Here is a 25,575-nt window from a genome sequence, read left to right as displayed (position 1 = left end):
CCTGATCCTCCCGTCTTTTCCATCAGGGTGCTTGAGAACTAAAGGCCGGTCGCTCCTCCGACCGGCCTTTTTCACGTCCACTCACGCCTTCAGGTAGTCCTCGGCGAGATCCACCCAGAAAGCCGTTCCAATTGGCAGGATGTCGTCGTTGAAGTCGAATTTCGGATGGTGCAGCGGCGGGTCGTTGTCGGTGCGCGCCGTGCCGAGGAAGAAATAACAGCCGGGCCGTTTTTCCAGCATATAAGCGAAGTCTTCCGCGCCCATCGACGGGCGCTGCATCTCGACCACCTTTTCAGCACCGGCAAAGCGGCGGGCGAGATCGGCAACATAGTCCGTCTCCGCCTTGTGGTTGACCGTTGCGTTATAACCGCGCTCGTAATCGAGCGTCACACTCATGCCGTAGCTTGCGGCCTGGCCTTCGGCTATCGCCCGAATGCGCTTTTCCAGTTCGTCGCGCACGCCGGCATCAAAGGAGCGGATGGTGAGCAGCATCTCCGCCGTTTCGGGAATGACGTTGCTGGCAACACCGGCATGGAATGCGCCCACGGTGACGACGGCCGACAATTGCGGATGAATGTTGCGGGACACCACGGTCTGTAGCGCCATGATGATGCTTGCACCGGCAACGATGGGATCGGCGGCATCCTGTGGTTCGGCGCCGTGGCCGCCATAACCGTTGACGGTGATCCTGCACTCATCGACGGCGGCAAGGATCGGTCCGTCGCGCAGCACGAATTGCCCGAAGGGCACGCCGGGATCGTTATGCAGGGCAAAAACCGCATCGCATGGGAAGCGGTCAAACAGGCCGTCCTCGATCATGATGCGGGCGCCGCCAAAATTCTCTTCCGCCGGCTGGAAGATAAGATGCAGCGTTCCATCGAAATTCCGGCGTTCGGCAATGATCTTTGCCGCACCCAGGAGCATGGCGGTATGGCCGTCATGGCCGCAGGCATGCATCACACCCTGATTGGCGCTGGCATATTCCGCACCAGTTTCCTCATGGATCGGCAGGGCGTCGATATCGGCGCGAATGCCGAGCGTGCGCTCGCTGTCGCCATTACGCAGCGTTGCGACAATGCCGGTGCCGGCAAGCCCGCGCGTCACCTCATAGCCCATTTCCATCAGCTTTTCGGCAATGAAATCCGAGGTCCTGAATTCGGAAAGGCCGATTTCGGGATGGCGGTGCAGATGGTGGCGGATCGCCACCACATCCGGCATATGGTTGGCAAAGGAGGTGACGTTGGCGGTCTGTCTGGTCATTTTCGAAGTCCCGGTTTGCGCCGCTTTTTTCCGACGTATTTTAGCAAGGACTTAGCAGCATATGTCTCTGCGCGGAAGAGGCGTTCCGGCGCCTGAAATGCCCTGAAATTCAGCGCTTGCATCGTGCTGCGACAGGTGGCATGGAACTATTGACGTCCTGGGGCATTAGCTTCTTTCGGATGTGGCGCGGGCCTTCTCGGCTTTGTGTTGCCTTTCAGGTTGTCAACGGGGGACTATCGGGCGTTGCGCGAACAATTTTCGCCCTTGCGGAGTGTGCGAAATCCGATCGGAACGGCTTTGCCGGGCCGCGGGAGGAAATTTTCCTGTCGCCGGAAATCCCCTGTTCGCACCGATCTTCCGCCTTGCAAATTTTTCGGAAAGATTGTGCCGCCCGATGTCGCGCCCACGGATATCCGTCATCGGATAATCCGATCCGCCCGGTGCCCGGTCCGGTTCACCGAAGGTTCAGGATAAGTCATAAATATAGCGTGGCCCGATTTCGTGTGTGTTCCCGCCGCGGACGAAATGACGGTCAAGTCGAACAACTATCCCTTAAAGTTCAGAATACGAGCCCGATGTCATTTCATATCACCCCGACCGCCGCCGCCCGTGATTCCGAGACGAAGCAGATCGACCATAATGATTCGATCCGTGCGTCCTATATGACGATCGAGGAACTGCATGATGCCGGTGCCACGCTTTCCCGCGATGGCGCCGATAGTCTTCCCGGCTTCATGGAATTCGATTTCTTCGAGCGTCACCGTGAGAACGAGAAGGAAATCCTGCGGGTTTACCGCACGACGGCTGTCGATTCGGAAAATGGCGCGACCATCACGCCGGCGGCGGAATGGCTGCTCGACAATCACTACGTCATCGAAGAGGCGATCCAGGAAGTGCGGCGCGATTTTCCGCGCAAGTTCTATCGCCAGTTGCCGACGATGACGGTTGGCGGCGTGACCATTCCGCGGGTCATGGCGCTTGGCTGGCTTTATGTCGCCTATACCCACAGCACGGTTTCGCGCGAGAACATGACGGCGCTGGTGGATGGCTACCAGACGTCGAAGACGCTGCAGATCGGCGAATTGTGGGCGCTGCCCTCGATCATCCGCTTTGTCCTCATCGAAAATCTGCGCCGCATCTCCATTCGTGTGGAACGCTCGCGCCGCATGCGCCAGAAGGCGAATGAGGTGGTCGATGAGATCATCCGGCTGAACGATGCCGAAGCCTCGGCAGCACTTCTGAAGCAGGTCGATTCGCTGGTCGACGATCCGACTTTCGCGACGCAGTTCCTCTATCGCCTCCGTAACGGCTCACAGACATCGGGCTTTGCCGTCGCGTGGCTCGAAGAACGTCTGCATGCCGCCGGCACCGATGCCGAAAACGTCATGATGTCGGAACATAATCGTCTGGCGTCCGGCAATGTGACGATGGGCAACATCGTCAAGAGCCTGCGGGAAATCGACGATACCGAGTGGTCGGTGTGGTTTGAGGAAGTCAGCCATATCGACAAGGTTCTGCGCGAGGAAACCGATTACGAAGTTCTCGATTTCGGTTCGCGCAACACTTATCGCAACACGATCGAGCTTTTGGCCCGCCGCTCTCCCAAGACTGAAGTGGAGGTTGCGCGCGCCGCCGTCGAAATGGCACGGGCCGATATGCCTGCCGGTGCTGACGAAAACCATCGCGTCAATGTCGGCTCCGTGCTTGTCGGCCAGCGCCGCTTCGAGCTTGAAAAGGCACTGGGTTACCGGCCGCTGGTGTCGCAGCACATCGTCCGATCGATGCGCAAGTTCAACTGGCTGGCAATCGCCGCGCCGGTATTTCTGATCACTGCGCTTGCAATGCTGGCGGTTGGTTGGTTCCTCGCGGAAGCGGGCATGCCGTGGTATGTCGTCACTGCCTTCCTGCTGATGTTTGCACTTCCCGCCTCGGAAGGGGCGACAGGTCTCTTCAACACGCTCGTCACCTTCTTCGTAAAGCCGTTCCGGCTGGTTGGATACGAGTTCAAGAACGGCATCCCGCAGGATGCCCGCACGCTGGTTGCCGTGCCCTGCATGCTCACCAGTCGCGACAGCGTCGACGAGATGATGCGCAATATCGAGGTGCATTATCTCGCCAATCCGCATGGCGAGATTTATTTCTCGCTCGTCAGCGACTGGCGTGACGCGCAATACGAGCAGTCCGATGAGGACCTTGAGATTCTCGACTATGCCAAGCGCGAGCTTGCGGCGCTGAACGGCCGTTATGCCTTTGACGGCAAGACTCGCTTTTACCTGCTGCATCGTCGCCGTATCTACAATCCGGCCGAAGGCTGCTGGATGGGCTGGGAGCGCAAGCGCGGCAAGCTGCATGAACTGAACATGCTGCTGCGCGGCGACAAGGACACGACGTTCCTCGGCGGCGCCAATGTCGTGCCGGAGGATGTCAAATACGTCATGACGCTGGATGCCGATACGCGCCTGATGCGCGATGCGGTGACCAAGCTCGTCGGCAAGATGCATCACCCGATCAACCGTCCGGTGATCGATCCTGTTTCCGGCCGTGTTGTCGAAGGTTACGGGCTGCTGCAGCCGCGCGTAACGCCCTCGCTCACGACCGGCAAGGACGCTTCCGTCTTCCAGCGTGTCTTCTCGATCAACCGCGGTATCGATCCTTACGTCTTCACCGTTTCCGACGTTTATCAGGATCTGACCTCCGAAGGCACATTCACCGGCAAGGGCCTTTACGATGTGGATGCCTTCGAGGCGGCGCTGAAGGGCCGGATCGAAGAAAACTCCATCCTCAGCCACGATCTGCTCGAGGGCTCCTTCGCGCGTTGCGCGCTGGTGACCGATGTGGAACTGGTCGAGGACTTCCCGACCCGCTACGAGGTGGAAGTGTCGCGACAGCATCGCTGGGCGCGTGGCGACTGGCAGCTGCTTCCCTATATTCTCGACCGCGCGCGTGGCGTTACCGCCATTGGCCGCTGGAAGATGGTCGACAATCTGCGCCGTTCGCTGACGCCGATCGCCTGGTTCTTCGCCTCGATTCTCGGCTGGTATTTCATGGATCCGCTCGGCGCGTTGATCTGGCAGATCCTGCTGATCTTCTCGCTCTTCGTCGCGCCCACGCTTTCCCTGCTGTCCGGCCTCGTGCCGCGTTCGACCGACATCGTGCCACAGGCGCATTTCCACACTATCTGGTCGGAAATCCGCGCCACCAATGCGCAGGTTGCGCTGCGCATCGTCTTCATTGCCGATTCCGCCTGCATGATGACGGATGCGATCGTTCGTTCGCTCTACCGTCTGCTCGTCAGTCACAAGCTGATGCTGGAATGGCGCACCGCCGCCAGCATGCAATCGAGCGCGCAGGGTGGCATCAGCTATTATTTCCGCCAGATGTGGCACGCGCCCGTGGTGGCCATGCTCGGCCTGCTGTTTGCAGCGTTGCCCGGTGATAATGCCTTCCTGATCGGCATTCCCTTCACGCTGCTCTGGGTTCTGTCTCCTGCCGTCGCCTGGTATGTCAGCCAGTCTGCCGAAACAGAGGATCGCCTGTTCGTTTCGGAACATGTCTCCTTCGAGCTTCGCAAGATCGCGCGTCGCACATGGCGTTATTACGAGGCCTTCGTGACGCCGCAGGAAAACCACCTGCCGCCGGACAACTTCCAGGAGACGCCGGAGCCGATCGTCGCCTCGCGCACCTCGCCCACCAATATCGGCGTCTATCTGTTGTCCGTCATTTCGGCGCGCCAGTTCGGCTGGATCAGCTTTGCCGATACGCTGGAGCGGATCGAGAACACGATCCAGACCGTTGAAAAGATGGAAAAGCATCGCGGCCATCTCTACAACTGGTACCATACGGACACATTGCAGACGCTTGGACCCCGCTATGTTTCTGCGGTGGACAGCGGTAATCTCGCCGGTCACCTGATTGCGGTTTCGTCCGCCTGCCGCGACTGGGCGGAAGCGCCATCCGCCCATCTTCAGGGCAATCTGGATGGTATCGGCGATGTTGCCGGCATCCTGCGCGAAACGCTGAAGGCCCTGCCCGACAACCGCAAGAACCTGCGCCCGCTGCATCGCCGCCTCGAGGAGCGCATCATCGGCTTCTCGAACGCGCTTGCCTCCGTTAAGCGTGAGCATGAATTCGCCTCGATCCGCGTTATCAATCTGGCGGTGCTTGCGCGCGACATCCAGAAGCTCGCCACCAATGTTGACCACGAGGTGAAGTCCGCGCAGAGTGCGGAAGTGACCCGCTGGGCGCAATTACTCGTCGAATCCTGCGAGGCGCATATTTCCGACAGCGCCATCGATCTCACCAATATGGAGCCACTGCGCCAGCGTCTTGCCTCGCTGCGCGACCGCAGCCGCAACCTCGCCTTCTCGATGGATTTCACCTTCCTTTACCGCAAGGATCGCCGTCTTCTGTCGATCGGCTACCGTGTTGAAAGCAAGGAGCTGGACGAGGCCTGCTACGACCTTCTGGCCTCCGAATGCCGCCTGACCAGCCTGTTCGCCATCGCCAAGGGCGATTTGCCGACCGAGCATTGGTACCGCCTCGGCCGCCAGGTGGTGCCGATCGGCGCGCAGGGCGCGCTGGTGTCGTGGTCGGGTTCTATGTTCGAATATCTGATGCCGCCGCTCGTCATGCAGGAGCGTCAGGGTGGCATCCTCAACCAGACCAACAATCTGATCGTCAAGGAGCAGATGAACCACGGCCGCCGTCTCGGCACGCCATGGGGCATTTCCGAAGCGGCGTTCAACGCCCGCGATCACAACATGAACTACCAGTACACCAACTTCGGTGTGCCGACGCTGGGTCTCAAGCGTGGCCTTGGTCAGAATGCGGTGATCGCGCCTTATGCCTCGATCCTCGCCAGCCAATATGATCCTGACGGTGCGCTGGAGAACCTCGACAAGCTGCGCAAGCTTGGCGCGCTTGGCCAATATGGCTTCCACGATGCGGTGGACTTCACGCCGACGCGTGTGCCGGATGGCAAGGTCTGCGCGATTGTCTACAATTATTATGCCCACCACCATGGCATGTCGATTGCGGCTGTCGCCAACGTTGCCTTTGACGGCGTGTTGCGTGAACTGTTCCACTCCGATCCGGTAATCGAGGCCGCCGAGCTTCTGCTGCAGGAGAAGGCGCCGCGCGAAGTGCCTGTCATGAGCGCCAAATACGAGCCGGAAACTCCCGGCAAGGAACAGGCGGATCTCTTGCGTGCGGAAGTGCGCTCCATCGCCGACCCGGCCGTGCGCGACCGCGAAGTGGTGTTCCTTTCGAACGGCCACTATTCGACCATGCTCACTTCTACAGGTGCGGGTTATTCGAAGTGGAACGGGCAGGCGATTTCCCGCTGGAAGGCCGACCCCACCGAAGATCGCTGGGGCACTTTCATCTTCCTGCGCGACACCACCAATGGACAATGGTGGAGTGCCACGGCCGAGCCGCGCGTTGCCGAAGGTGAAAAGACCAAAACCATCTTCACCGACGACAAGGCCGAGTTCCACAAGACCATCGGCGATCTGCAGAGCGTGGTCGAATGCATCGTCGCCACCGAGCACGATGCCGAAGGGCGCCGTATTACCCTGCTGAATGTCGGTTCCGAGGATCGCTACATCGAAGTGACCTCCTATATGGAGCCGGTCATTGCTTCCGAGGATGACGACAACGCCCATCCGCTGTTCTCGCGCATGTTCGTGCAGACGGAAATCGGCCGGCGTGGCGATGTCATCCGCGCCTGGCGCAACCGTCGCAGCCCGAACGAGCCGGGAACCGTCATCGCGCATCTGGCCGCCGACAATGCCGGCCCGTCGCGTCCGACGGAATTCGAGACGGATCGCGCCAAGTTCATCGGTCGCGGCCGGTCACTGCGCGAAGCCGCAGCCTTTGATGCCGGTGCGACGCTTTCCAGCGCTGACGGCTTTACGCTCGATCCGATCCTGTCGCTGCGCCGCACCGTGCGCGTGCCGGCGGGCAAGAAGGTGAGTGTGATCTTCTGGACGATTGCCGCGCCGAGCCGCGAGGAAGTCGACAAGGCGATCGACCGTTACCGTCACCCCGACGCTTTCGCCCATGAACTCGTGCATGCCTGGACACGCACGCAGGTGCAGATGCGCCATGTCGGCGTCACCTCGCAGCAGGCGGCCGCCTTCCAGCATCTCGGCCGTTATCTGACCTATCCGGATATGCATCTGCGTGCGGATTCGGAAACGCTGAAAACGGGTCTCGCCTCGCAGCGCGCCCTTTGGCCGCTTGCTATTTCGGGTGATTTCCCGATCTTCAGCTTGCGCATCAACGACGATATGGACATGGATATCGCCCGTGAGGCGCTGAGCGCTCACGAATATCTGCGTTCACGCGGCGTGATCTTCGATCTCGTCATCGTCAACGAACGGGCCGCGTCCTATGCGCAGGACATGCAGCATGCGCTGGATCATATTTCCGAGGCGCAGCGCCGCATCAACCCTGCCGATGGCGGCCGACCCCATGTGTTCTCCGTGCGTCGGGATCTGACGGACGAAGAGACCTGGAGTGCGCTTCTGGCGGCTTCCCGCGTCGTCCTGCATGTGCGCAACGGCAAGATCGTCGACCAGATCAACCGTGCGGTATCGCTGTTTGCGGCCCATCGCGGTCCAGATGGCACGACCGATGCTGCGCAGGCACGTTTGCCTGTTCCGGCCTTCCCCATCGCGGAGCCGGTCGAGGATGCGGGCGATCTCGATTTCTGGAACGGTTTTGGCGGCTTCGCCAAGGGCGGACAGGAATATGTCGTGCGCCTCAATGGCGGGCAGTCCACGCCGCATCCGTGGATCAACGTCGTCTCGAACGAGAATTTCGGTTTCCATATTTCGGCCGAAGGCGCAGGTTTCAGCTGGAGCCGCAATTCGCGCGACTATCAGCTGACGCCATGGAGCAACGATCCCGTCATCAACCGACCGGGTGAGGCCTTCTATGTCGCCGACGTGGAAACAGGAAAGCTCTATACGCCCTGTGCCGCACTCTCGCGTGATCCCGAAGCTTTGTTTGAAACCCGCCATGGTCTTGGTTACTCCGTATTTACTGGCGTGGCGGATACGCTCGAAGTCGAGGTAACACAGACTGTGGACCGCGAAAAACCAGTCAAGTTCTCGCAGGTCATCGTTCGCAACAAGGGCTCGAAAAGCCGCCGCCTGAAGGTCTATGCCTATGTGGAATGGGTACTTGGCAATAACGGCCAGAAGTCCGCGCCGTTCATTCTGAGCAGGCACGATGCCGCCAGCAACGCGATTTTTGCGTCGAACCCTTACAGCATCGACTATAGCGCCCGCACGTCCTTCCTGACGCTTGACAGCGAGGCGAGCGGTTTCACCACCAGCCGCCGGGAATTCATCGGCCGCTTTGGTTCGGCACAGGCACCGCAGGGCATCGTATCCGGTGCCGCACTCAGCGGCAGCACCGAGGTGGATGGCGATCCCTGTGCTGCGCTGATGCAGGAAATCCACCTAAAGCCCGGCGAAGAAAGGCACATGACCTTCATTCTCGGTGATGCCGATAATGCGGAAGAAGCCGAAGCGCTGGTGAAAGATGCACGCCAGGCAGACTTCCAGTCGGTGCTGGACGAGAGCAAGGCATTCTGGACGGGCTTTACCGGCCAGCTGCAGGTTTCCACGCCGGATGCCGGCTTCAACCATATGGTCAATAACTGGCTGCCCTATCAGGCGCTTGCCTGCCGTATTCTGGCGCGCACGGCATTCTACCAGTCGAGCGGCGCTTTCGGCTTCCGCGACCAGCTTCAGGATACGCTGGCCTTCCTGCTCTATCAGCCGGATCTTGCCCGCAAGCAAATCCTGCGTGCGGCAGGCCGCCAGTTCCCGGAAGGCGACGTACAGCATTGGTGGTTGCCGCTAACGGGTGCCGGTGTCCGCACGACCATCTCGGACGATGTCGTCTGGCTCGCTTATGCGATCAACCAGTATGTCTCGGCCACGGGCGATGCCGCCATCCTCGATGAAAGCATCCCCTTCCTGAAGGGGCCGGCATTGATGCCCGGTCAGCATGACGCTTTCTTCCAGCCGGAGACAAGCGACAGGTCCGTCACGCTTTACGAACATGCGGCGCTTGCGCTTGATCTCGCCATTCATCGCACCGGTGAAAACGGTCTGCCGCTGATCCTCGGTGGTGACTGGAACGACGGCATGAACCGCGTCGGTGTTGGCGGCAAGGGCACCAGCGTCTGGCTCGGCTGGTTCCTGGCTGGCGCTTTGCGCGATTTCATTGAGATCGCCGAAAAGCGTGGTGATACCGACCGTGTTGGCAAGTGGGCGTCGCATCGTGAAAAGCTGCGTAATGTTCTCGAAACCGCTGGCTGGGACGGCAGCTATTATCGGCGCGGTTACTTCGATGACGGCACACCGCTCGGTTCCGCCGAAAGCGAGGAATGCCGGATCGATTCGCTCGGCCAGAGCTGGAGCGTTCTCTCCGGTGAGGGTGAAGAAGGTCGGTCGCGCCAGGCAATGGATGCCGTGATGGAGCATCTGGTCGATGAAAAGACCGGCATCATCCGGCTGTTCACGCCGCCCTTCTCGCGTGCGCCGCATGATCCGGGCTACATCAAGGGATATCCACCGGGTGTGCGCGAAAACGGCGGACAATATACCCATGCGGCGACCTGGGTGGTTCTCGCCCTTGCGAAACAGGGCCGCGCGCAAGAGGCATGGAACTGCTTCAAGCTGCTCAACCCGGTCAATCATGCACTCGATGCGGCTGCATCGGAAACCTATCGGGTCGAGCCCTATGTGGTGACCGCGGATGTTTACGGTGAGGGCGCCTATGCGGGCCGCGGCGGCTGGAGCTGGTACACGGGTTCGGCCGGCTGGCTCTACCGTGCCGCGATCGAGGGTATTCTCGGCATCACCCGCACCAACGGCAAGCTTCATATATCGCCGTCGCTGCCGGATGACTGGGATGGTTTCTCGATCAAGATCACGTTGGATGGCAAGGCAAGGAACATCGCCGTCAGCCGCAAGGCAGATACGGCGGAGGTTTCAGTGTCCGTTGACGGCAAGGATCTGGCGGCGGGCGATCGGGTGATACCGTTCGATTGAGGCACCCAGCTCTTTTTACTTAAGATCAGGCTCCCGCGGTGACGCGGGGGCCTGAATTTTTATGGGCTACCTTTGCATCCGATTCAGCGTGTTGGCGGTGTCATGGCCGTGAAGCTCTACTGCTCTCGAAGTTGCCGGCTGAAAGCCAGCGGCGCCGAGAGGTCTTCATCTAGGAAATCCTCGTTGGATCGGACGGATTTGTCGGCTCTGGTGACGTTAACTGCTTTCGGGCAGAAGCAGTGCTTGCTGGCATTTTATTTGCGAATGGCAGGAAAGCTGTCATGGATGGCCGGTTTCAGAATGTACCCGTTGTGATTTGAAGTGTTCTTCGCGCGTGTCGCGATAATTTCGTTAGGCCGAAAGGGAGGTTATTTTGCAGTTCAACGTCTCTTTCACAGAAACCGCGCTGCTGGCATTCTTCGTGGTCCTGTCCTTGTCATTGTCGTGTTGGCTGGCGCGATACCCCTCGAAAACGAGCGTCGGAGTGACGCTCGGCGTGCTTCTCGGTGTTTTCTTAATCAATGCCACGGCGGGCCTCGTTGCCTTTCTGGGAAATGCCCTCCCATTCGGACAGATAGATTTTTGGCTGGCAAGTTCTTTGGCTGACATTCTCCGATAGGCCACCTGTGGGTGAAGCAGGCAAAGAAAAAGGGCGGACAATATGTTGTCCGCCCTTTCCGCATTTCGTTCGCCAGAGCGTCAGGACGCTATGGCTTTTGGCCGGGGTTGGCCCTCATCTTCCGTCAGCAGGCCGCTGGTGCGCAGCAGCGAGGTGAAGCGTCCGCCGCGTTGGCTCAGCTCATCGAAAGTACCCTTTTCAATGACCCGACCCTGATCGAGAAACAGCACGAGATCGGCATCGCGAACCGTGGAAAGGCGGTGGGCGATGATGAAGGTCGTGCGGTTCTTTCGCAGCGCATCCACGGCGGCCTTCACGCGGGCTTCCGTTTCCACGTCCAGCGCGCTGGTCGCCTCGTCGAGAACCAGAATGGGGGCGTTCTTGAGGATGGCGCGGGCGATGGCGATGCGCTGGCGTTCGCCGCCGGACAGGCGGTTGCCGCGTTCGCCGACCTGCGTCAGGTAGCCGGTAATGCGGCTGTCGATGAAATCCGTCGCCGCCGCTGCCGCCGCTGCCTCCACCACTTCGGCATCGGTGGCTGATTCGCGGCCGAGGCGGATATTTTCGCGGATGGAACGGTTGAGCAGGCCGGCATCCTGAAACACGGTGGCGATGGAGTTGCGAAGCGAGTTCTTCGTCACCGTCGAAATATCGGTTCCATCGATCAGGATCTGGCCGGAATCCGGGTCATAGACGCGCTGCAACAGGTTGATGAGCGTGGTCTTGCCGGCGCCGGTTGGTCCGACGATGGCGATGGTCTCTCCGGCTTTGGCCGTAAACGAGACGTCGTGAACGCCCTGCTTGGTGTTGGCAAAACCGAAATTGATGTTGCGGAACTCCACGGTGCCGGAGACATTCGACAATTCGCGGGCGTCGCCCGGCTCTTCCCGTTCCTTGACGGAATCCTCCAGCACGAAGAAGTCTTCAAGCTTGGCACGGGCTTCGAAAATCTGGGTCACGAACTGGCGCATCTGGTCCAGCCTGCCGATCAGGAGATTGGCGAAACCGATGAAGGCGATGACGTCGCCGACGCGCAATTCGCCGTTTTTCACCAGCACGGTGCCGATGACGAGGATGATCATCATCGAAACGGTGGAGGCCGTGCGGTTCAGCGCGCTGGCGAAGGCCCACCAGTCGAGCACCGGGTATTGGGCGCTCAGCAGTTTTTCGGTGAAGGATTTCAGTGCCTTCGTTTCAGCTTCGATGCGGTTGTAGCTGTGCAGCACCGATACGTTGCTGATGGAATCGCTGACATGGGCAAAAACACTGTGATAGTGCTCCTCGACCGAAGCCTGCCCGTCCTTGGTGCGGCCCATCACCCACTTGCCGATGAACCAGTAAACGATACCGAGGCCGATCAGCACGAAGCTGAGACGCAGGTCCATGGCCATGGCCGTTGGGATGAGCAGCACCAGCGCCACGAAGGTGGCCAGATGGGTGCGCATGAATTCCAGCCAGAGGCCGAACAGCGTCTCGCTGGCGCGCAGCAGGGTGTGCAGGGCGTTGGACGTGCCGCGCAGATGGTGCCAGGACAGCGGCATCGAAATGATGCGGCCGAAGGCTTCCGTCAGCAATGTCGCGCGCCGGCCATGCGCCAGCCGGTCGGCCTCGCGGGCGACGGCGACGTAAGCGACGGTGTTGAAGACACCGAAGCCCGCCCACAGAATGAGGATCGGCGTGACATTGGTGCCGGAGGAAATAGCGTCGATGATCCGGCCGAACAGTACGGGTTCGGCAATGGTGATCGCTGCAAGAATGACGTTGGCGATGACGACTACAGTCACCCGCCATTTATGAACGGTCAGATAGCGCAGAGCGCGTGTGTAAACCTGAAACAAGGTCAAATTTTCAATCCAGTCCGAGCGTCTTTTTCGAGCGGTTAATTGTTCGGCCTCAACGCCATGCTACTTTAGCAAGGTTGCATGAGACGGCGAAATTTGTGTAATTATCGCTCTTTCTGTCTGAATGGCGGCTTAACAAATCGACCGCGCGTACGAACCGAAAAAAACCGAACCCGATGTTTCTGGGGACGCCGTCACAAGATTTCGCATCTTCGTTTCAGGGATTGCTAACGACGATATGTTCAATCTGAACCGACCGGCGCCCGAGTAACATGACGTCATCGCGGGACCATGTCCTTCGTGCCATTCCTTTCAAGTCAAGCTCCGGACCCTGTGTCTTTATGCACGATATTCTTCATTTTATCTCTGCGTGTTACCAGGCGGGAAACGCCGATCGCGTTCGCGCCGAATTTGCCACGCTCATTCGCGAATATGGTTTCGAATATTTCCTCATCAGCAGGCGGATGACCGGGGAGATCGCCTCCACCGGCCAGGTTCTCGCACAACATCTGCCTGACGGCTGGCTCGAGGTCTACAGGGCCAAGAAATACAATCTCGTCGACCCCGTCCGCAAGGTGATCGGCATGGTGCACAAACCGTTTCAGTGGAAAGAAGCGCTTGAGGGCCTGCCCCGCGCGATGCATCGAAAAAGGGCGAGTGTCTTTTTCAATGATGCCGGCCGATATGGTCTGCAGGGCGGTTATGCTTTTCCAGTGCATGGGCGAGCGGGATTTATCGGCGCGGTGTTCATTGGCGGCCAGGACCGACAATTGCCTTCCCTGCAGGTGGAGTTGCTGGATGCTGCAACGCGCGCGGTGTTCTGGCGCCTGCTTGATCTTTCAGGTCAGTCCCATGGTCTCAGTAATGCCCCGGAGGTTTCCGCTCTCGATTTGACGAGGCGTGAAATGGAAGTGCTGACGCTGATGGCGGATGGCATGACCTCGACTGAGATAGGACGCCAGCTATCCATCTCCAACCACACGGTCGATTGGTATATCAATGGGATCCAGCGCCGTTTCAGCGCCAAGAACCGGCAGCATACCGTAGCGCTTGCTTTCCGCCATGGCCTGCTGAGCTAACGTCGACAGGACGGTTCTCTCCCGAATTGCCCTTTCCAAGACCGGGTTTTGCTGCTTAATTCCGCAGTGCAGCAGAAATTTTGTTTTGGCGTGTGGGGAGACCGTCTTGAAAATATCGAAAATACTTGTTGCCAACCGATCCGAAATAGCGATCCGCGTTTTCCGGGCAGCCAACGAGCTTGGGATAAAAACCGTTGCGATTTGGGCGGAAGAGGACAAGCTGTCTTTGCACCGCTTCAAGGCCGACGAGTCCTATCAGGTTGGCAGGGGTCCGCATCTCGCCAAGGATATGGGGCCGATCGAGAGTTATCTTTCGATCGAGGAGGTCATCCGCGTGGCCAGGCTCTCTGGAGCGGATGCTATCCATCCCGGTTACGGCCTTCTGTCTGAAAGCCCGGAATTCGTGGAGGCCTGCAATGCGGCCGGCATCACCTTCATCGGACCGACGGCGGATACAATGCGCCAGCTCGGCAACAAGGTCGCCGCCCGCAATCTGGCGATTTCGGTTGATGTACCCGTTGTTCCTGCCACCGATCCGCTGCCGGACGATATCGCCGAAGTGGAGCGCATGGCCGAGGAAATCGGCTATCCGGTCATGCTCAAAGCCTCCTGGGGCGGCGGCGGTCGCGGCATGCGCGCCATTCGCAAAAAGGAAGACCTTGCCCGTGAAGTGACCGAAGCCAAGCGCGAGGCGAAGGCCGCTTTCGGCAAGGACGAGGTTTATCTCGAAAAGCTGCTTGAGCGCGCCCGCCACGTGGAAAGCCAGGTGCTGGGCGATACGCATGGCAATGTCGTGCATCTGTTCGAGCGCGATTGTTCGATCCAGCGTCGTAATCAAAAGGTCGTCGAGCGCGCACCGGCGCCATATTTGTCCGAAGCCCAGCGTCAGGAGCTGGCCGCCTATTCGCTGAAGATCGCCGCCGCGACCAATTATATCGGTGCCGGCACGGTCGAATATCTGATGGATGCCGATACCGGCAAATTCTACTTCATCGAGGTCAATCCGCGCATTCAGGTGGAACATACCGTCACCGAAGTCGTGACCGGTATCGATATCGTCAAGGCGCAGATCCATATTCTCGAAGGGGCCGCGATCGGTACGGCGGAATCTGGTGTTCCGCGCCAGGAGGATATCCGCCTCAACGGCCATGCGCTGCAGTGCCGCATCACCACGGAAGACCCGGAACACAACTTCATTCCGGACTATGGACGCATCACCGCCTACCGCTCCGCTTCGGGCTTCGGTATTCGTCTGGATGGCGGCACGTCCTATACGGGCGCTGTTATCACCCGCTATTACGATCCGCTGCTGGTAAAGGTCACCGCGTGGGCGCCGCAGCCGGATGAAGCGATCAGCCGCATGGACCGTGCGCTGCGCGAATTCCGTATCCGCGGCGTTGCGACCAACCTCACTTTCCTTGAAGCCATCATCGGTCACGACAGTTTCCGCAACAATACCTACACGACACGCTTCATCGATTCGACGCCGGAGTTGTTCGCGCAGGTCAAGCGTCAGGACCGCGCCACCAAGCTTTTGACCTATCTTGCCGACGTGACCGTCAATGGCCACCCGGAAACCAAGGGACGCGCCAGACCGTCCGAAAAGGCGGCAAAGCCCATCGTGCCTTACATCGATGCGCCGACGCCTGACGGTACCAAGCAGCTGCTGGACAAGCTCGGTCCGAAGGGCTTTGCGGACTGGATGCGCAACGAAAAGCGCGTGCTGGTCACCGATACGACCATGCGTGACGGACACCAGTCGCTTCTGGCCACCCGCGTTCGCACACATGATATCGCCCGCGTTGCCAGCGTTTACGGCAAGGCGCTGCCGCAGCTTCTGTCGCTGGAATGCTGGGGTGGTGCGACGTTTGACGTCTCCATGCGCTTCCTGACCGAAGACCCGTGGGAGCGTCTGGCGCTCATCCGCGAAGGCGCGCCGAACCTGCTGCTGCAGATGCTTCTGCGTGGCGCAAACGGCGTCGGGTACAAAAATTACCCTGATAATGTCGTCAAATATTTCGTCCGTCAGGCCGCAAAGGGTGGCGTCGATCTTTTCCGTGTCTTCGACTGCCTGAACTGGGTGGAGAATATGCGGGTCTCGATGGATGCGATTGCCGAGGAGAACAAGCTCTGCGAGGCGACCATCTGCTATACCGGCGATCTGCTGAATTCGGCGCGTCCGAAATACGATCTCAAATATTATACCAGCCTTGCCGCCGAGCTTGAAAAGGCAGGCGCGCATATCATCGCCGTCAAGGACATGGCGGGCCTGTTAAAGCCGGCTGCCGCCAAGGTTCTGTTCAAGGCGCTGCGCGAGGCGACCGGTCTGCCGATCCACTTCCACACCCATGATACATCAGGTATTTCCGCTGCGACCGTTCTTGCAGCTGTGGATGCCGGTGTCGACGCCGTCGATGCCGCAATGGATGCCTTTTCCGGCAATACGTCGCAGCCATGCCTCGGTTCGATTGTGGAGGCGCTGGCGGGGTCGGAGCGTGATACGGGTCTCGATACCGAATGGATCCGCCGCATTTCTTTCTATTGGGAGGCCGTGCGCAACCAGTATGCGGCTTTCGAGAGCGATCTGAAGGGGCCGGCCTCGGAAGTCTATTTACATGAGATGCCGGGCGGCCAGTTCACCAATCTCAAGGAACAGGCGCGTTCGCTCGGTCTCGAGAGTCGCTGGCACGAGGTGGCGCAGGCCTATGCCGACGCCAACCGGATGTTCGGCGATATCGTCAAGGTAACGCCGTCCTCGAAGGTCGTCGGTGACATGGCGCTGATGATGGTCAGCCAGGATTTGACGGTCGCCGATGTCGAAAACCCTGATCGTGAAGTGTCCTTCCCGGATTCGGTGGTTTCGATGCTGAAGGGCGATCTTGGACAATCGCCGGGCGGCTGGCCGGAAGTCCTGCAGAAAAAGGCGCTGAAGGGTGATGCGCCGTACACGGTTCGTCCGGGTTCGTTGCTGGCGGATGCTGACCTCGATGCGGAGCGCAATGTCATCGAAACCAAGCTGGAGCGCAAAGTCGACGACTTCGAGTTTGCCTCCTATCTGATGTATCCGAAGGTGTTCACTGACTTTGCGCTGACCGCCGAAACTTATGGTCCGGTTTCCGTGCTGCCCACCCATGCCTATTTCTACGGCATGGAGGATGGCGAGGAGCTGTTTGCCGATATCGAACGCGGCAAGACGCTTGTCATCGTCAATCAGGCCTCGTCCGGTACTGATGATAAGGGCATGGTGACGGTGTTCTTCGAGATCAACGGTCAGCCGCGCCGCATCAAGGTGCCGGATCGCACCCATGGTGCTTCCGGTTCCGCCGTGCGCCGCAAGGCGGAACTCGGCAACGCGACACATATCGGTGCGCCGATGCCTGGTGTCATCAGCCGCGTCTTCATCAATCAGGGTCAGGATGTGAAGGCTGGCGATGTTCTGCTGTCCATCGAGGCCATGAAGATGGAAACGGCACTTCACGCCGAACGCGACGGCAAGATCACTGAGGTTCTGGTGCGCCCCGGCGACCAGATCGACGCGAAGGATCTGTTGATCTCCTACGCTGAATAACGTCGCATTACATCGGTAATAAGATCATAGACGCCCGCCTTTCGGCGGGCGTTTTTTATTGCGCTGCTGCAAAAACTCGAATATGCATGTTCGTGCACGTTTATTCCTGTTTATGCATGAGTCTCGATGAGCGATCATTTTGTCAGTGAGCGGCAGGCGCTCATCCTAGCGCAGTTGCGGCAAAGCGGCCGCGTGCTTGCGCAGGATCTTGCCCAGAATTTTGGTGTTTCCGAAGACACGGTGCGCCGCGACCTGCGCGAGATGGCGGCGCGCGGGGAATGCCTGCGGGTTTATGGCGGAGCGCTGCTTTCTGATAGCACGACGGTCCCGCTGAAGACGCGGATTGCCGAAGATGCCGATCGCAAGGCCCTGCTGGCGCGTGCCGTCATCCCGCTTCTGGAGCCGGGTATGGTCGTCTTCATCGACGCCGGCTCCACTAACCTCGCTGTCGCAAGGGCCATTCCCGCCGGTCTCAAGTTGACGGTAGTGACCAATACACCCGCCATAGCCGCCGAACTGACGGGGCGGGCCGATATCGATCTGGTGCTGATCGGCGGCAAGGTCGATCCGGCTGTCGGCGCTGCAATCGACGCCATGGCGCTCAGGCAGCTTGAGTTGATGCGGCCCGATCTCTGTATTCTCGGCGTCTGCGGTGTCGCGGCCGACACCGGGCTGTCGGCAGATGTTTTCGAGGATGCGGTGTTCAAGCGGCTTGCCTGCAGCGCCAGCCAGCGGATCGTCGCCGCAATCACGACGGAAAAGCTCGGCCATAAGGCAGCTTTTCACGTGCATGATTTTTCCCCACCGCTTTGCCTCGTGCTGGAGCAGGATGCCGACCGCGCATTGGTCGAGGCACTGTCGGCAAAAGGCGTAGACGTTCATTGCGGCGACGAAGACGCCGTTCGATTTTCCCACGGTCAAGTCTGAAGGATATTACCGATGAATGGCCCCACGACATTTTCGCAGACGGCTGCGCGCTCGTCCTATCTGACGCGGCACAGGCTGGGCGTTTCCCTGCTGTTCCTGATGAATGGTTTCATGATGGGGTCCTGGGCGCCCAAGATTCCGGAATTTGCCGCGCGCCTGTCGCTCAGTGAAAGCGCGCTTGGCCTGATCATTCTGGTTTTCGGCATCGGCTCGCTGGTTTTCATGCCGATTGCCGGTTCGCAGATCGCCCGTTTCGGCTCGCGCACCGTCAGCCTGGTCACTGCAGCGATCTTCTTGCCGACACTGCTTTTCATCTCCTGGGCTGGCACGATCTGGGCGGGTGTGATTGCGGTCTTCCTGTTTGGCGGTCTCACGGGGGCGATGGATGTCGCCATGAACGCCAATGCCGTGGCGGTGGAGCGGGACATGCGCCGGGCGATCATGTCGTCCTGCCACGCCTTCTGGAGCCTTGGCGGTCTGATCGGGGCCGGTCTTGGTGGTTATCTCATCACGGCAATCGGTGTGCAGGGCCATGCCATTGCGTTGACGGTCATCGCGCTTGTTTTGCTGGTCATTGCCTGGCCGCGGGTTCTCGCGGATCGTCCGCATGCCGAGGCCGAGCGTCCGAGAGGCGGCTTACCGCTGACGCCGCTGCCGTGGATCATCGGCCTGATGGCGCTGTTTTCCATGGTGCCGGAGGGTGCGATCCTTGATTGGGGTGCGCTTTATCTGCGCAATGAACTGGGGGCTTCCGTTTCGCAGTCCGGTTTCGCTTTTGCGGCCTTCTCCCTGACCATGGCGGCCATGCGTTTTGCCGGTGATCTGGTGCGCGACCGGTTCGGCGCGGTCAACACCCTGCGGTTCTGCTCGGTCATGTCGATCATGGGCCTTCTGATTGCCGGCCTTGCGGGAAGCTCCACTTTCGTGATTATCGGCTTTGCCATTGCCGGCATCGGCATTTCCAACATGGTACCCATCGCCTTTTCGGCGGCGGGCAACATGCCGGGGCTGGCACCGGGAATCGGGCTCTCCGTCGTGACCACCATGGGTTATTCCGGTATTCTGGTGGCGCCGTCCGCCATCGGTTTCATTGCCGAACATACGGGTCTCGCCAGTGTCTTCCTTGCATTGCCGTTGCTGCATGTGGTGGTTTTGCTGCTTTCGCGGCTCGCCCGGCATGCGGATGGCGCGGGGAAGGAATAGGCGTCTCGAATTTTGCCATGATTGCGGTAAAGTAGAAGCTCTTATGCGTTGGGTGTTGACAAGCAGGCCCCCTTGTTTCACCTCAATTGCCAGACCTTGCCGCAAGCTCCAGAGACCGCCATGACGTCACATGCCGATTACGATCCAAAGCCCCGCCGCGCATCCGTCGCCGTCGACGTGGGCGGCGTCATTGTGGGAGGTGGCGCGCCCGTCGTCGTGCAGTCGATGACCAATACCGACACGGCTGACATCGACGCCACTGTGCAACAGGTGGCAGCGCTTTTTCAGGCCGGTTCGGAAATGGTCCGTATCACTGTCGACCGCGACGAGAGCGCTGCCGCCGTGCCAAAAATCCGCGAGCGGCTGCTGCGTCTTGGCATGGATGTGCCGCTGATCGGCGATTTCCATTATATCGGCCACAAGCTTCTGGCCGATCATCCGGCCTGTGCCGAGGCGCTGGCGAAATACCGCATCAATCCGGGCAATGTCGGTTTCAAGGACAAGAAGGACAAGCAGTTCGGCGAAATCGTCGAAATGGCTATTCGTTATGACAAGCCTGTGCGCATCGGCGTGAACTGGGGATCGCTCGATCAGGAATTGCTGACCACGCTGATGGACAGGAACAAGGAGCAGGGGTTCCCGCTTTCCGCCCGTCAGGTGACGCGTGAAGCCATCGTGCAGTCGGCGCTGATTTCCGCCGAGCTTGCCGAAGAGATCGGCCTGCCGCGCAACCGCATCATTCTTTCCGCCAAGGTCAGTCAGGTGCAGGACCTGATCGCGGTCTATTCGATGTTGTCGGAGCGGTCCAACCACGCCCTGCATCTTGGCCTGACGGAAGCCGGCATGGGTTCCAAGGGCATCGTCGCTTCCTCCGCCGCCATGGGTTACGTTCTGCAACATGGCATTGGTGATACGATCCGCGTCTCCCTGACGCCGGAGCCGAATGGCGACCGGACCCGCGAGGTGCAGGTGGCGCAGGAGTTGCTGCAGGTCATGGGTTTCCGCCAATTCATTCCGGTGGTTGCGGCATGTCCCGGCTGCGGGCGCACCACGTCCACCGTCTTTCAGGAACTGGCCCAGAACATCCAGAACGATATTCGCAAAAACATGCCGGTCTGGCGTGAAAAATATCCCGGCGTCGAGGCGTTGAACGTCGCCGTCATGGGCTGCATCGTCAATGGCCCGGGTGAAAGCAAACATGCCGATATCGGCATTTCCCTGCCCGGAACCGGCGAAAGCCCGGCAGCGCCGGTCTTCATCGATGGGGAAAAGGCGCTCACTTTGCGTGGTCCCAACATTGCCGGTGATTTCGAAGCGCTTGTGGCCGACTACATCGAAAAGCGTTTCGGCCAGAAAGATGCGGCTGAATAATGCGTAGCGTGAAAAACCCGACATTCCACTGTCATATCTCCTGAACCTCTCGGAGCATAAAAAAACATGATCAAAAAAATCGCGATCGTTGCCCTTTGCGGAACGTACCTTTCCGCCTGCACCACCACCGACCCGTATACGGGTGAGCAGAAGATGTCGAACACGGCAGGCGGTGCCGGCATCGGTGCTGTCGTTGGCGCGCTTGGCGGTCTGGCTGTCGGCGGTTCGCCGGTCGGTCGCCGCAATGCCGCGCTTATCGGTGCGGGCATCGGTGCGCTCGCCGGCGGCGCTATCGGCAATTACATGGATGGTCAGGAATCCGAGCTTCGCGCTCAGCTTCAGGGCACCGGCGTTTCGGTCTCCCGCCGCGGCGACAGCATCGTTCTCAATATGCCGTCGAACATCACTTTCGCCACGGATCAGGATCAGGTCATTCCGCCCTTCTATCAGACGCTCGATTCTGTCGGCATCGTGCTGAACAAGTTCAACCGCACGCTGATCGACATCAACGGTCACACCGATTCCACCGGTAGCCCCGGTTACAATCAGGGCCTTTCGGAACGTCGTGCGGCGTCGGTTGCCAATTATCTCGGCGCGCGCGGCGTTGATCAGCGCCGTATTTCGACGCTTGGCTTCGGTGCTTCACAGCCGATCGCATCGAATGCAACGCCTGACGGTCGCGCTCAGAACCGTCGCGTTGAAGTGCTGATTTCGCCTCTCAAGGGCTGATTGGGTATAGGGGGCTGAGCGGGGAAACCGGCTCAGCTTTTCCGTTCGGCAATAAACCTTGCGGCCGCGATGAGAATCGCGGCTTTTTCGCCATAGGGGGCCAGGAGGTCACTGGCTTCCGCCACCTGTTCCTTGAGCTTGGTGCGCGCCCAGTCTTCACCGCGCAAGGCGACCAAGGTTCCCTTGCCGCGTGCGGCATCCTTGCCGGTTGCCTTGCCCATGGTGGCGGCATCGGCGGTCAAATCCAAAAGATCATCGGCGAGCTGGAAGGCGAGGCCGATTTTTTCGCCGAAGAGGCGCAGCCTTTGCCGCTCGGAGACGTCGCTTCCGGAAATGATCGCGCCTGCCTCGCAGGCGAAACGCAGCAAAGCGCCGGTTTTCATAGCCTGCAATGTAACTATGCCGGCTTCATCCGGAGCGTTTTTTTCCGCAGCAAGATCAAATGCCTGTCCGCCGGCCATGCCGCCGATGCCGGCTGCGCGGGCAAGTGAAAGCACGAGCGCGGCCTTGCGCTCGGCCGCGAGCGGGTTTTCATCCGAGGCGATAATATCGAAGGCGAGCGTCAGCAGGCTGTCGCCGGCGAGAATGGCGGTCGCCTCATCGAATTTACGGTGTACCGTCGGCTGGCCACGGCGCAGATCGTCATCATCCATGGCCGGCAGATCGTCATGCACAAGCGAATAACAATGCAGGCATTCCAGTGCCGCGCCGACATAAAGGGCGGCTTCGGCATCTCCGCCCAGAAGGGCGGCGCTTTCGATGACGAGGAAGGGCCGCAGGCGTTTGCCGCCGTTCAGCACACCATGGCGCATGGCGTCGAGCAGGTTTTGCGGACGCGTGATCTCGTCTGCGCGCGCTTCACCGGAGAGCAGGCGGCCAAGCAAGGCTTCGGTTTTTGCCGCGTTTTCGCGCAGCCTCGTTTCGAAATTCGTCATCTGAGCGTCCATGCCGCGCTCTTTGACATGCCGCGCGGGGCCAGGCAACCTTTTCGTGATTCCCGGGTGTAACTGTTTGACCAGACTCGCCTTGAAGACGGCAATGGACTATGAAAGGCTTCGATTGGCGCGGGGCTGGGACGGATATTGAGCAGTACGCCTGAAAGCGACGCAGATTACGCCGTGCTGGCGGAAGACCGGAGCAGTCCGAAGGTGGATTTTCGCACGTTGGCAAAGCGCATTATCATGACCTTGCTGGCTTTGCTGATCCTGCCCTATCTGCTGATTCCCGTCTATGCGCTGCCGTTCATGCGGCCTGTTTCGACCTTGATGCTTGCCGATCTGGTGACCCTGCAGGGCTATGACCGGCGCTGGGTGCCGCTTGAGGATATTTCGCCGCGTCTTGTGCAATCAGTGATGATGTCTGAGGACGGGCAATTCTGTTTCCATGGCGGCGTGGACTGGAATCAGATGCAGTCCGTCGTCAGCAATGCGCTGGACGGGGCCTCCACCCGCGGTGCAAGCACCATTCCGATGCAGACAGCCAAGAACCTGTTTTTATGGAACGGCCGCTCGCTCCTGCGCAAGGGGCTGGAACTGCCGCTGGCAATCGCGGCCGATTTTGTCTGGTCCAAAAAGCGGATGATGGAGATTTATCTCAACGTTGCCGAATGGGGGCCGGGTATTTATGGCATCGAGGCTGCCGCGCAGCATCATTTCAAGGTGCCGGCGGCAAAGCTCAGTTCCCGTCAGGCGGCGCTGCTCGCCGTTTCCCTGCCCAATCCGATTGATCGGGTCGCCAGCAAACCGGGCCGCGGCCTGCAACGGCTGGCAGGCCTTATTGAGCGGCGTGCCCGTGGCTCGGGCGCTTATGTCGGCTGCGTGCTGGACTGATCCAGCCTGCCCACTCAGCCCTTCGTGAAAATATAGTCCGTTTCCTGACGCAGGGTTTCGCCCGGCCGCAGGATCGCGTGTGGAAAATCCGGGTGATTGACAGCATCGGGCCAAATCTGCGTTTCCAGGCAGAAACCGGCAAAGGGACCGTAGTGGCGGCCATCGAGGCCGGGAACCGGAACGTTCAGCTTGAAGGCCGAATAGAACTGCACACCGGGTTCGGTGGTGTGAACCTCAAGTGCGATATCGGAGGCGGGCGAATAGGCGCGGGCGACCTTGCGCTTGGCGCGGCGCTCGGGCGAGAGGCAGAAATTGTGATCGTAGAGGACCTGCTCGCCATCTTCCTTGCGCCGCATCGGTGTCGGCTGGCGCAGGTCGAAGACCGTGCCTTCAACGGAGCGGATTTCGCCGGTCGGTATCTGTTTGTCGTTGGTCGGCAGGTAGAAGTCAGCGGCGATGCTGATCTCATGCCCAAGTGCGGTATCCGCGCCATCGAGATTGAAATAGGAATGCTGGCAGAGATTGGCGATGGTCGGCTTGTCGGTCACGGTTTCATAGACCACCGAAAGCACGCCGCCGTCGAGGATGGTATAGGTGGCTGTGACCGTGCAGTTGCCGGGATAACCGGCGCGGCCGTCAGGATCGACGATTTCCAGCACGACGTGGCTTTCGCCGTGTTCCATCAACATCCAGTTGCGTTTGCCCATACCGTCGCTGCCGCCATGCAGGTGGCTGACGCCCTTTTCGTTCAGCTCAAGCTGGTATTCGTGGCCGTCGATGGAGAATTTACCGTCACCGATGCGGTTGGCATTGCGGCCGGGGGTGGCGCCGAAATAGGAGGAATATTTGTAGTCCTCGAATTTATCGAAGCCTAGAACGAGCGGCGGCTGGTGGCCCTCAAGGCGCAGATCCTGAATGACTGCGCCCCAGGTGATGACCTTGGCCGTCAACCCGCCCTTCGAGATGGTGACGCGTTCGACCTTTTCGCCGGTTGCCGTGAAACCGAAATTCTCCCGTGCCGCACCGTCGCTCATTGCATCATTCTCCCGATTGCCATGAATTGCCGGGCGGACGTTGCGTCATTTTCCGGCAATTCGCAATCCCGCAATTTACGCGGCTAGTTCGCCGATGGCTTGCGGATCATAAGGCGTCGTCTGGTATATCTCATTGATCCAGTTGCCGAAAAACAGATGGGCATGGCTGCGCCAGCGGTTGAGCGGGGCAAGTTCCGGGTCGTTGTGCGGAAAATAATCATGCGGCAGCTTGATGGGCACGCCGGCATTCGCATCGCGGAAATATTCATCTGAAAGCGAGGTCGAGTCATATTCGACATGGTTGAACATGTAGAGCCGGTTGCCGGCTTTCTCATGCACCAGACACACGCCCATTTCCTCTGACTCCATCAGGATTTCGAGTTGCGGATGTTTTTCGATGTCGGCACGACGCACTTCCGTCCAGCGCGAGACGGGCACCTGAAAATCATCCGAAAACCCGTTCAGATAGATCGATGAGGGGGAAAGATTGCGGTGGCGGTAGACGCCGAACGCCTTTTCCTTCAACTCGTATTTCGGCACGCCGTGGAAATGGTAGATGGCCGCCATCGCGCCCCAGCAGACATTCAGCGTCGAATGGACGTTGGTTTGCGTCCATTCGAAAATCTTCTGCATCTCTGCCCAGTAGGTCACATCTTCGTAGTCCAGCATTTCGATGGGCGCGCCGGTGATGATGAAACCGTCGAACTTGCGGTGGCGCACTTCTTCCCACGTCTCATAGAAGGACAGAAGATGTTCTTCCGGTGTGTTCTTGGCGCGATGGCCGCCGATGCGTATCAGCGAAAACTCCACCTGCAACGGCGAAGCGCCGACAAGGCGGGCCATCTGCACTTCCGTTTTGATCTTGTTCGGCATCAGGTTGAGAAGCCCGATCTGGAGCGGGCGGATATCCTGCCGGATAGCTGCCGTTTCAGTCATGACCCGCACGCCCTCATGAACGAGGGTCTCAAAGGCGGGAAGCGTATCGGGAATCTTGATCGGCATGTCGAACTCTCTTTTCGGATGACGTAAAGAACGTTGCGAAAA

At 59.5% G+C, this 25,575-nt stretch carries 13 protein-coding genes; 8 read left to right on the top strand and 5 right to left on the bottom strand.

What is annotated here, in order from left to right:
* Positions 1-81 precede the first annotated feature (81 nt).
* The gene (locus tag FCH38_RS15620) at positions 82-1,260 is read right to left on the bottom strand and encodes a M20 aminoacylase family protein (RefSeq protein ID WP_174374304.1); all 1,179 of its coding nucleotides are present in this window, start codon (positions 1,258-1,260) and stop codon (positions 82-84) included.
* Between the two features lie 575 nt (positions 1,261-1,835).
* Between FCH38_RS15620 and FCH38_RS15615 the strand changes: the two genes are divergently transcribed.
* On the top strand, positions 1,836-10,331 hold the full coding sequence (locus FCH38_RS15615) for a GH36-type glycosyl hydrolase domain-containing protein (protein ID WP_174374303.1): 8,496 nt from the start codon (positions 1,836-1,838) through the stop codon (positions 10,329-10,331).
* Between the two features lie 699 nt (positions 10,332-11,030).
* On the opposite strand, the gene FCH38_RS15610 is transcribed toward FCH38_RS15615, so the two are convergent.
* Positions 11,031-12,794 carry a glucan ABC transporter ATP-binding protein/ permease gene (locus FCH38_RS15610; protein ID WP_142842208.1) on the bottom strand — a complete coding sequence of 588 codons (1,764 nt, stop codon included), beginning with the start codon at positions 12,792-12,794 and terminating at the stop codon, positions 11,031-11,033.
* A 338-nt stretch (positions 12,795-13,132) separates the two neighbouring features.
* Between FCH38_RS15610 and FCH38_RS15605 the strand changes: the two genes are divergently transcribed.
* From FCH38_RS15605 to FCH38_RS15580, 6 genes are all read left to right on the top strand, one after another.
* Positions 13,133-13,870, top strand: a complete 738-nt coding sequence (locus tag FCH38_RS15605) for an autoinducer binding domain-containing protein (RefSeq protein ID WP_174374302.1) — start codon at positions 13,133-13,135, stop codon at positions 13,868-13,870.
* A gap of 106 nt (positions 13,871-13,976) precedes the next feature.
* A complete protein-coding gene (pyc, locus tag FCH38_RS15600; RefSeq protein WP_174374301.1) occupies positions 13,977-17,438 on the top strand; it encodes a pyruvate carboxylase in 3,462 nt (1,153 codons plus the stop codon).
* Positions 17,439-17,564: 126 nt separating this feature from the next.
* Entirely contained in the window at positions 17,565-18,365 is an 801-nt protein-coding gene (locus tag FCH38_RS15595; protein ID WP_174374300.1) for a DeoR/GlpR family DNA-binding transcription regulator, read from the top strand.
* 12 nt (positions 18,366-18,377) lie between these two features.
* A complete protein-coding gene (locus FCH38_RS15590) occupies positions 18,378-19,568 on the top strand; it encodes an MFS transporter (protein WP_174374299.1) in 1,191 nt (396 codons plus the stop codon).
* A 120-nt stretch (positions 19,569-19,688) separates the two neighbouring features.
* Positions 19,689-20,939 carry a flavodoxin-dependent (E)-4-hydroxy-3-methylbut-2-enyl-diphosphate synthase gene (gene ispG, locus FCH38_RS15585; RefSeq protein WP_153515478.1) on the top strand — a complete coding sequence of 417 codons (1,251 nt, stop codon included), beginning with the start codon at positions 19,689-19,691 and terminating at the stop codon, positions 20,937-20,939.
* Positions 20,940-21,005: 66 nt separating this feature from the next.
* Positions 21,006-21,668, top strand: coding sequence for an OmpA family protein (locus tag FCH38_RS15580; RefSeq protein WP_149900444.1), 663 nt, complete (start codon positions 21,006-21,008; stop codon positions 21,666-21,668).
* A gap of 32 nt (positions 21,669-21,700) precedes the next feature.
* Here the strand turns inward: FCH38_RS15580 and FCH38_RS15575 are convergent, their stop codons facing one another.
* Complete coding sequence (locus FCH38_RS15575) at positions 21,701-22,615, bottom strand: polyprenyl synthetase family protein (RefSeq protein WP_174374298.1); 915 nt, start codon at positions 22,613-22,615, stop codon at positions 21,701-21,703.
* A 234-nt stretch (positions 22,616-22,849) separates the two neighbouring features.
* Here FCH38_RS15575 and mtgA point away from each other — a divergent pair, with 234 nt between their 5' ends.
* The gene (gene mtgA / locus FCH38_RS15570; RefSeq protein ID WP_236776628.1) at positions 22,850-23,497 is read left to right on the top strand and encodes a monofunctional biosynthetic peptidoglycan transglycosylase; all 648 of its coding nucleotides are present in this window, start codon (positions 22,850-22,852) and stop codon (positions 23,495-23,497) included.
* A 14-nt stretch (positions 23,498-23,511) separates the two neighbouring features.
* Here the strand turns inward: mtgA and FCH38_RS15565 are convergent, their stop codons facing one another.
* Both FCH38_RS15565 and metA read right to left on the bottom strand, forming a co-directional pair.
* Entirely contained in the window at positions 23,512-24,531 is a 1,020-nt protein-coding gene (locus FCH38_RS15565) for an aldose epimerase family protein (RefSeq protein ID WP_174374297.1), read from the bottom strand.
* Between the two features lie 75 nt (positions 24,532-24,606).
* Positions 24,607-25,533: a homoserine O-acetyltransferase MetA gene (gene metA, locus FCH38_RS15560; protein ID WP_153515482.1), complete on the bottom strand. Its 927-nt coding sequence runs from the start codon at positions 25,531-25,533 to the stop codon at positions 24,607-24,609.
* Positions 25,534-25,575 lie beyond the last annotated feature (42 nt).

Origin of the sequence: Agrobacterium tumefaciens (assembly GCF_013337285.1) — a bacterium.
GTDB classification, from domain to species: Bacteria; Pseudomonadota; Alphaproteobacteria; order Rhizobiales; family Rhizobiaceae; genus Agrobacterium; species Agrobacterium burrii.
The sequence above is the reverse complement of the archived record's forward strand: the minus strand, read 5'-3'. Positions and strand labels throughout refer to the sequence as shown.

What these genes read in the sequence shown, in the direction of transcription:
- FCH38_RS15580 (WP_149900444.1), top strand. Translation starts at nt 21,006, where the DNA reads ATGATCAAAAAAATCGCGATCGTTGCCCTTTGCGGAACGTACCTTTCC.
- FCH38_RS15565 (WP_174374297.1), bottom strand. Translation starts at nt 24,531, where the DNA reads ATGAGCGACGGTGCGGCACGGGAGAATTTCGGTTTCACGGCAACCGGC.
- FCH38_RS15575 (WP_174374298.1), bottom strand. Translation starts at nt 22,615, where the DNA reads ATGGACGCTCAGATGACGAATTTCGAAACGAGGCTGCGCGAAAACGCG.
- FCH38_RS15620 (WP_174374304.1), bottom strand. Translation starts at nt 1,260, where the DNA reads ATGACCAGACAGACCGCCAACGTCACCTCCTTTGCCAACCATATGCCG.
- FCH38_RS15595 (WP_174374300.1), top strand. Translation starts at nt 17,565, where the DNA reads ATGAGCGATCATTTTGTCAGTGAGCGGCAGGCGCTCATCCTAGCGCAG.
- ispG (WP_153515478.1), top strand. Translation starts at nt 19,689, where the DNA reads ATGACGTCACATGCCGATTACGATCCAAAGCCCCGCCGCGCATCCGTC.
- FCH38_RS15615 (WP_174374303.1), top strand. Translation starts at nt 1,836, where the DNA reads ATGTCATTTCATATCACCCCGACCGCCGCCGCCCGTGATTCCGAGACG.
- metA (WP_153515482.1), bottom strand. Translation starts at nt 25,533, where the DNA reads ATGCCGATCAAGATTCCCGATACGCTTCCCGCCTTTGAGACCCTCGTT.
- FCH38_RS15605 (WP_174374302.1), top strand. Translation starts at nt 13,133, where the DNA reads ATGCACGATATTCTTCATTTTATCTCTGCGTGTTACCAGGCGGGAAAC.
- FCH38_RS15590 (WP_174374299.1), top strand. Translation starts at nt 18,378, where the DNA reads ATGAATGGCCCCACGACATTTTCGCAGACGGCTGCGCGCTCGTCCTAT.
- mtgA (WP_236776628.1), top strand. Translation starts at nt 22,850, where the DNA reads ATGACCTTGCTGGCTTTGCTGATCCTGCCCTATCTGCTGATTCCCGTC.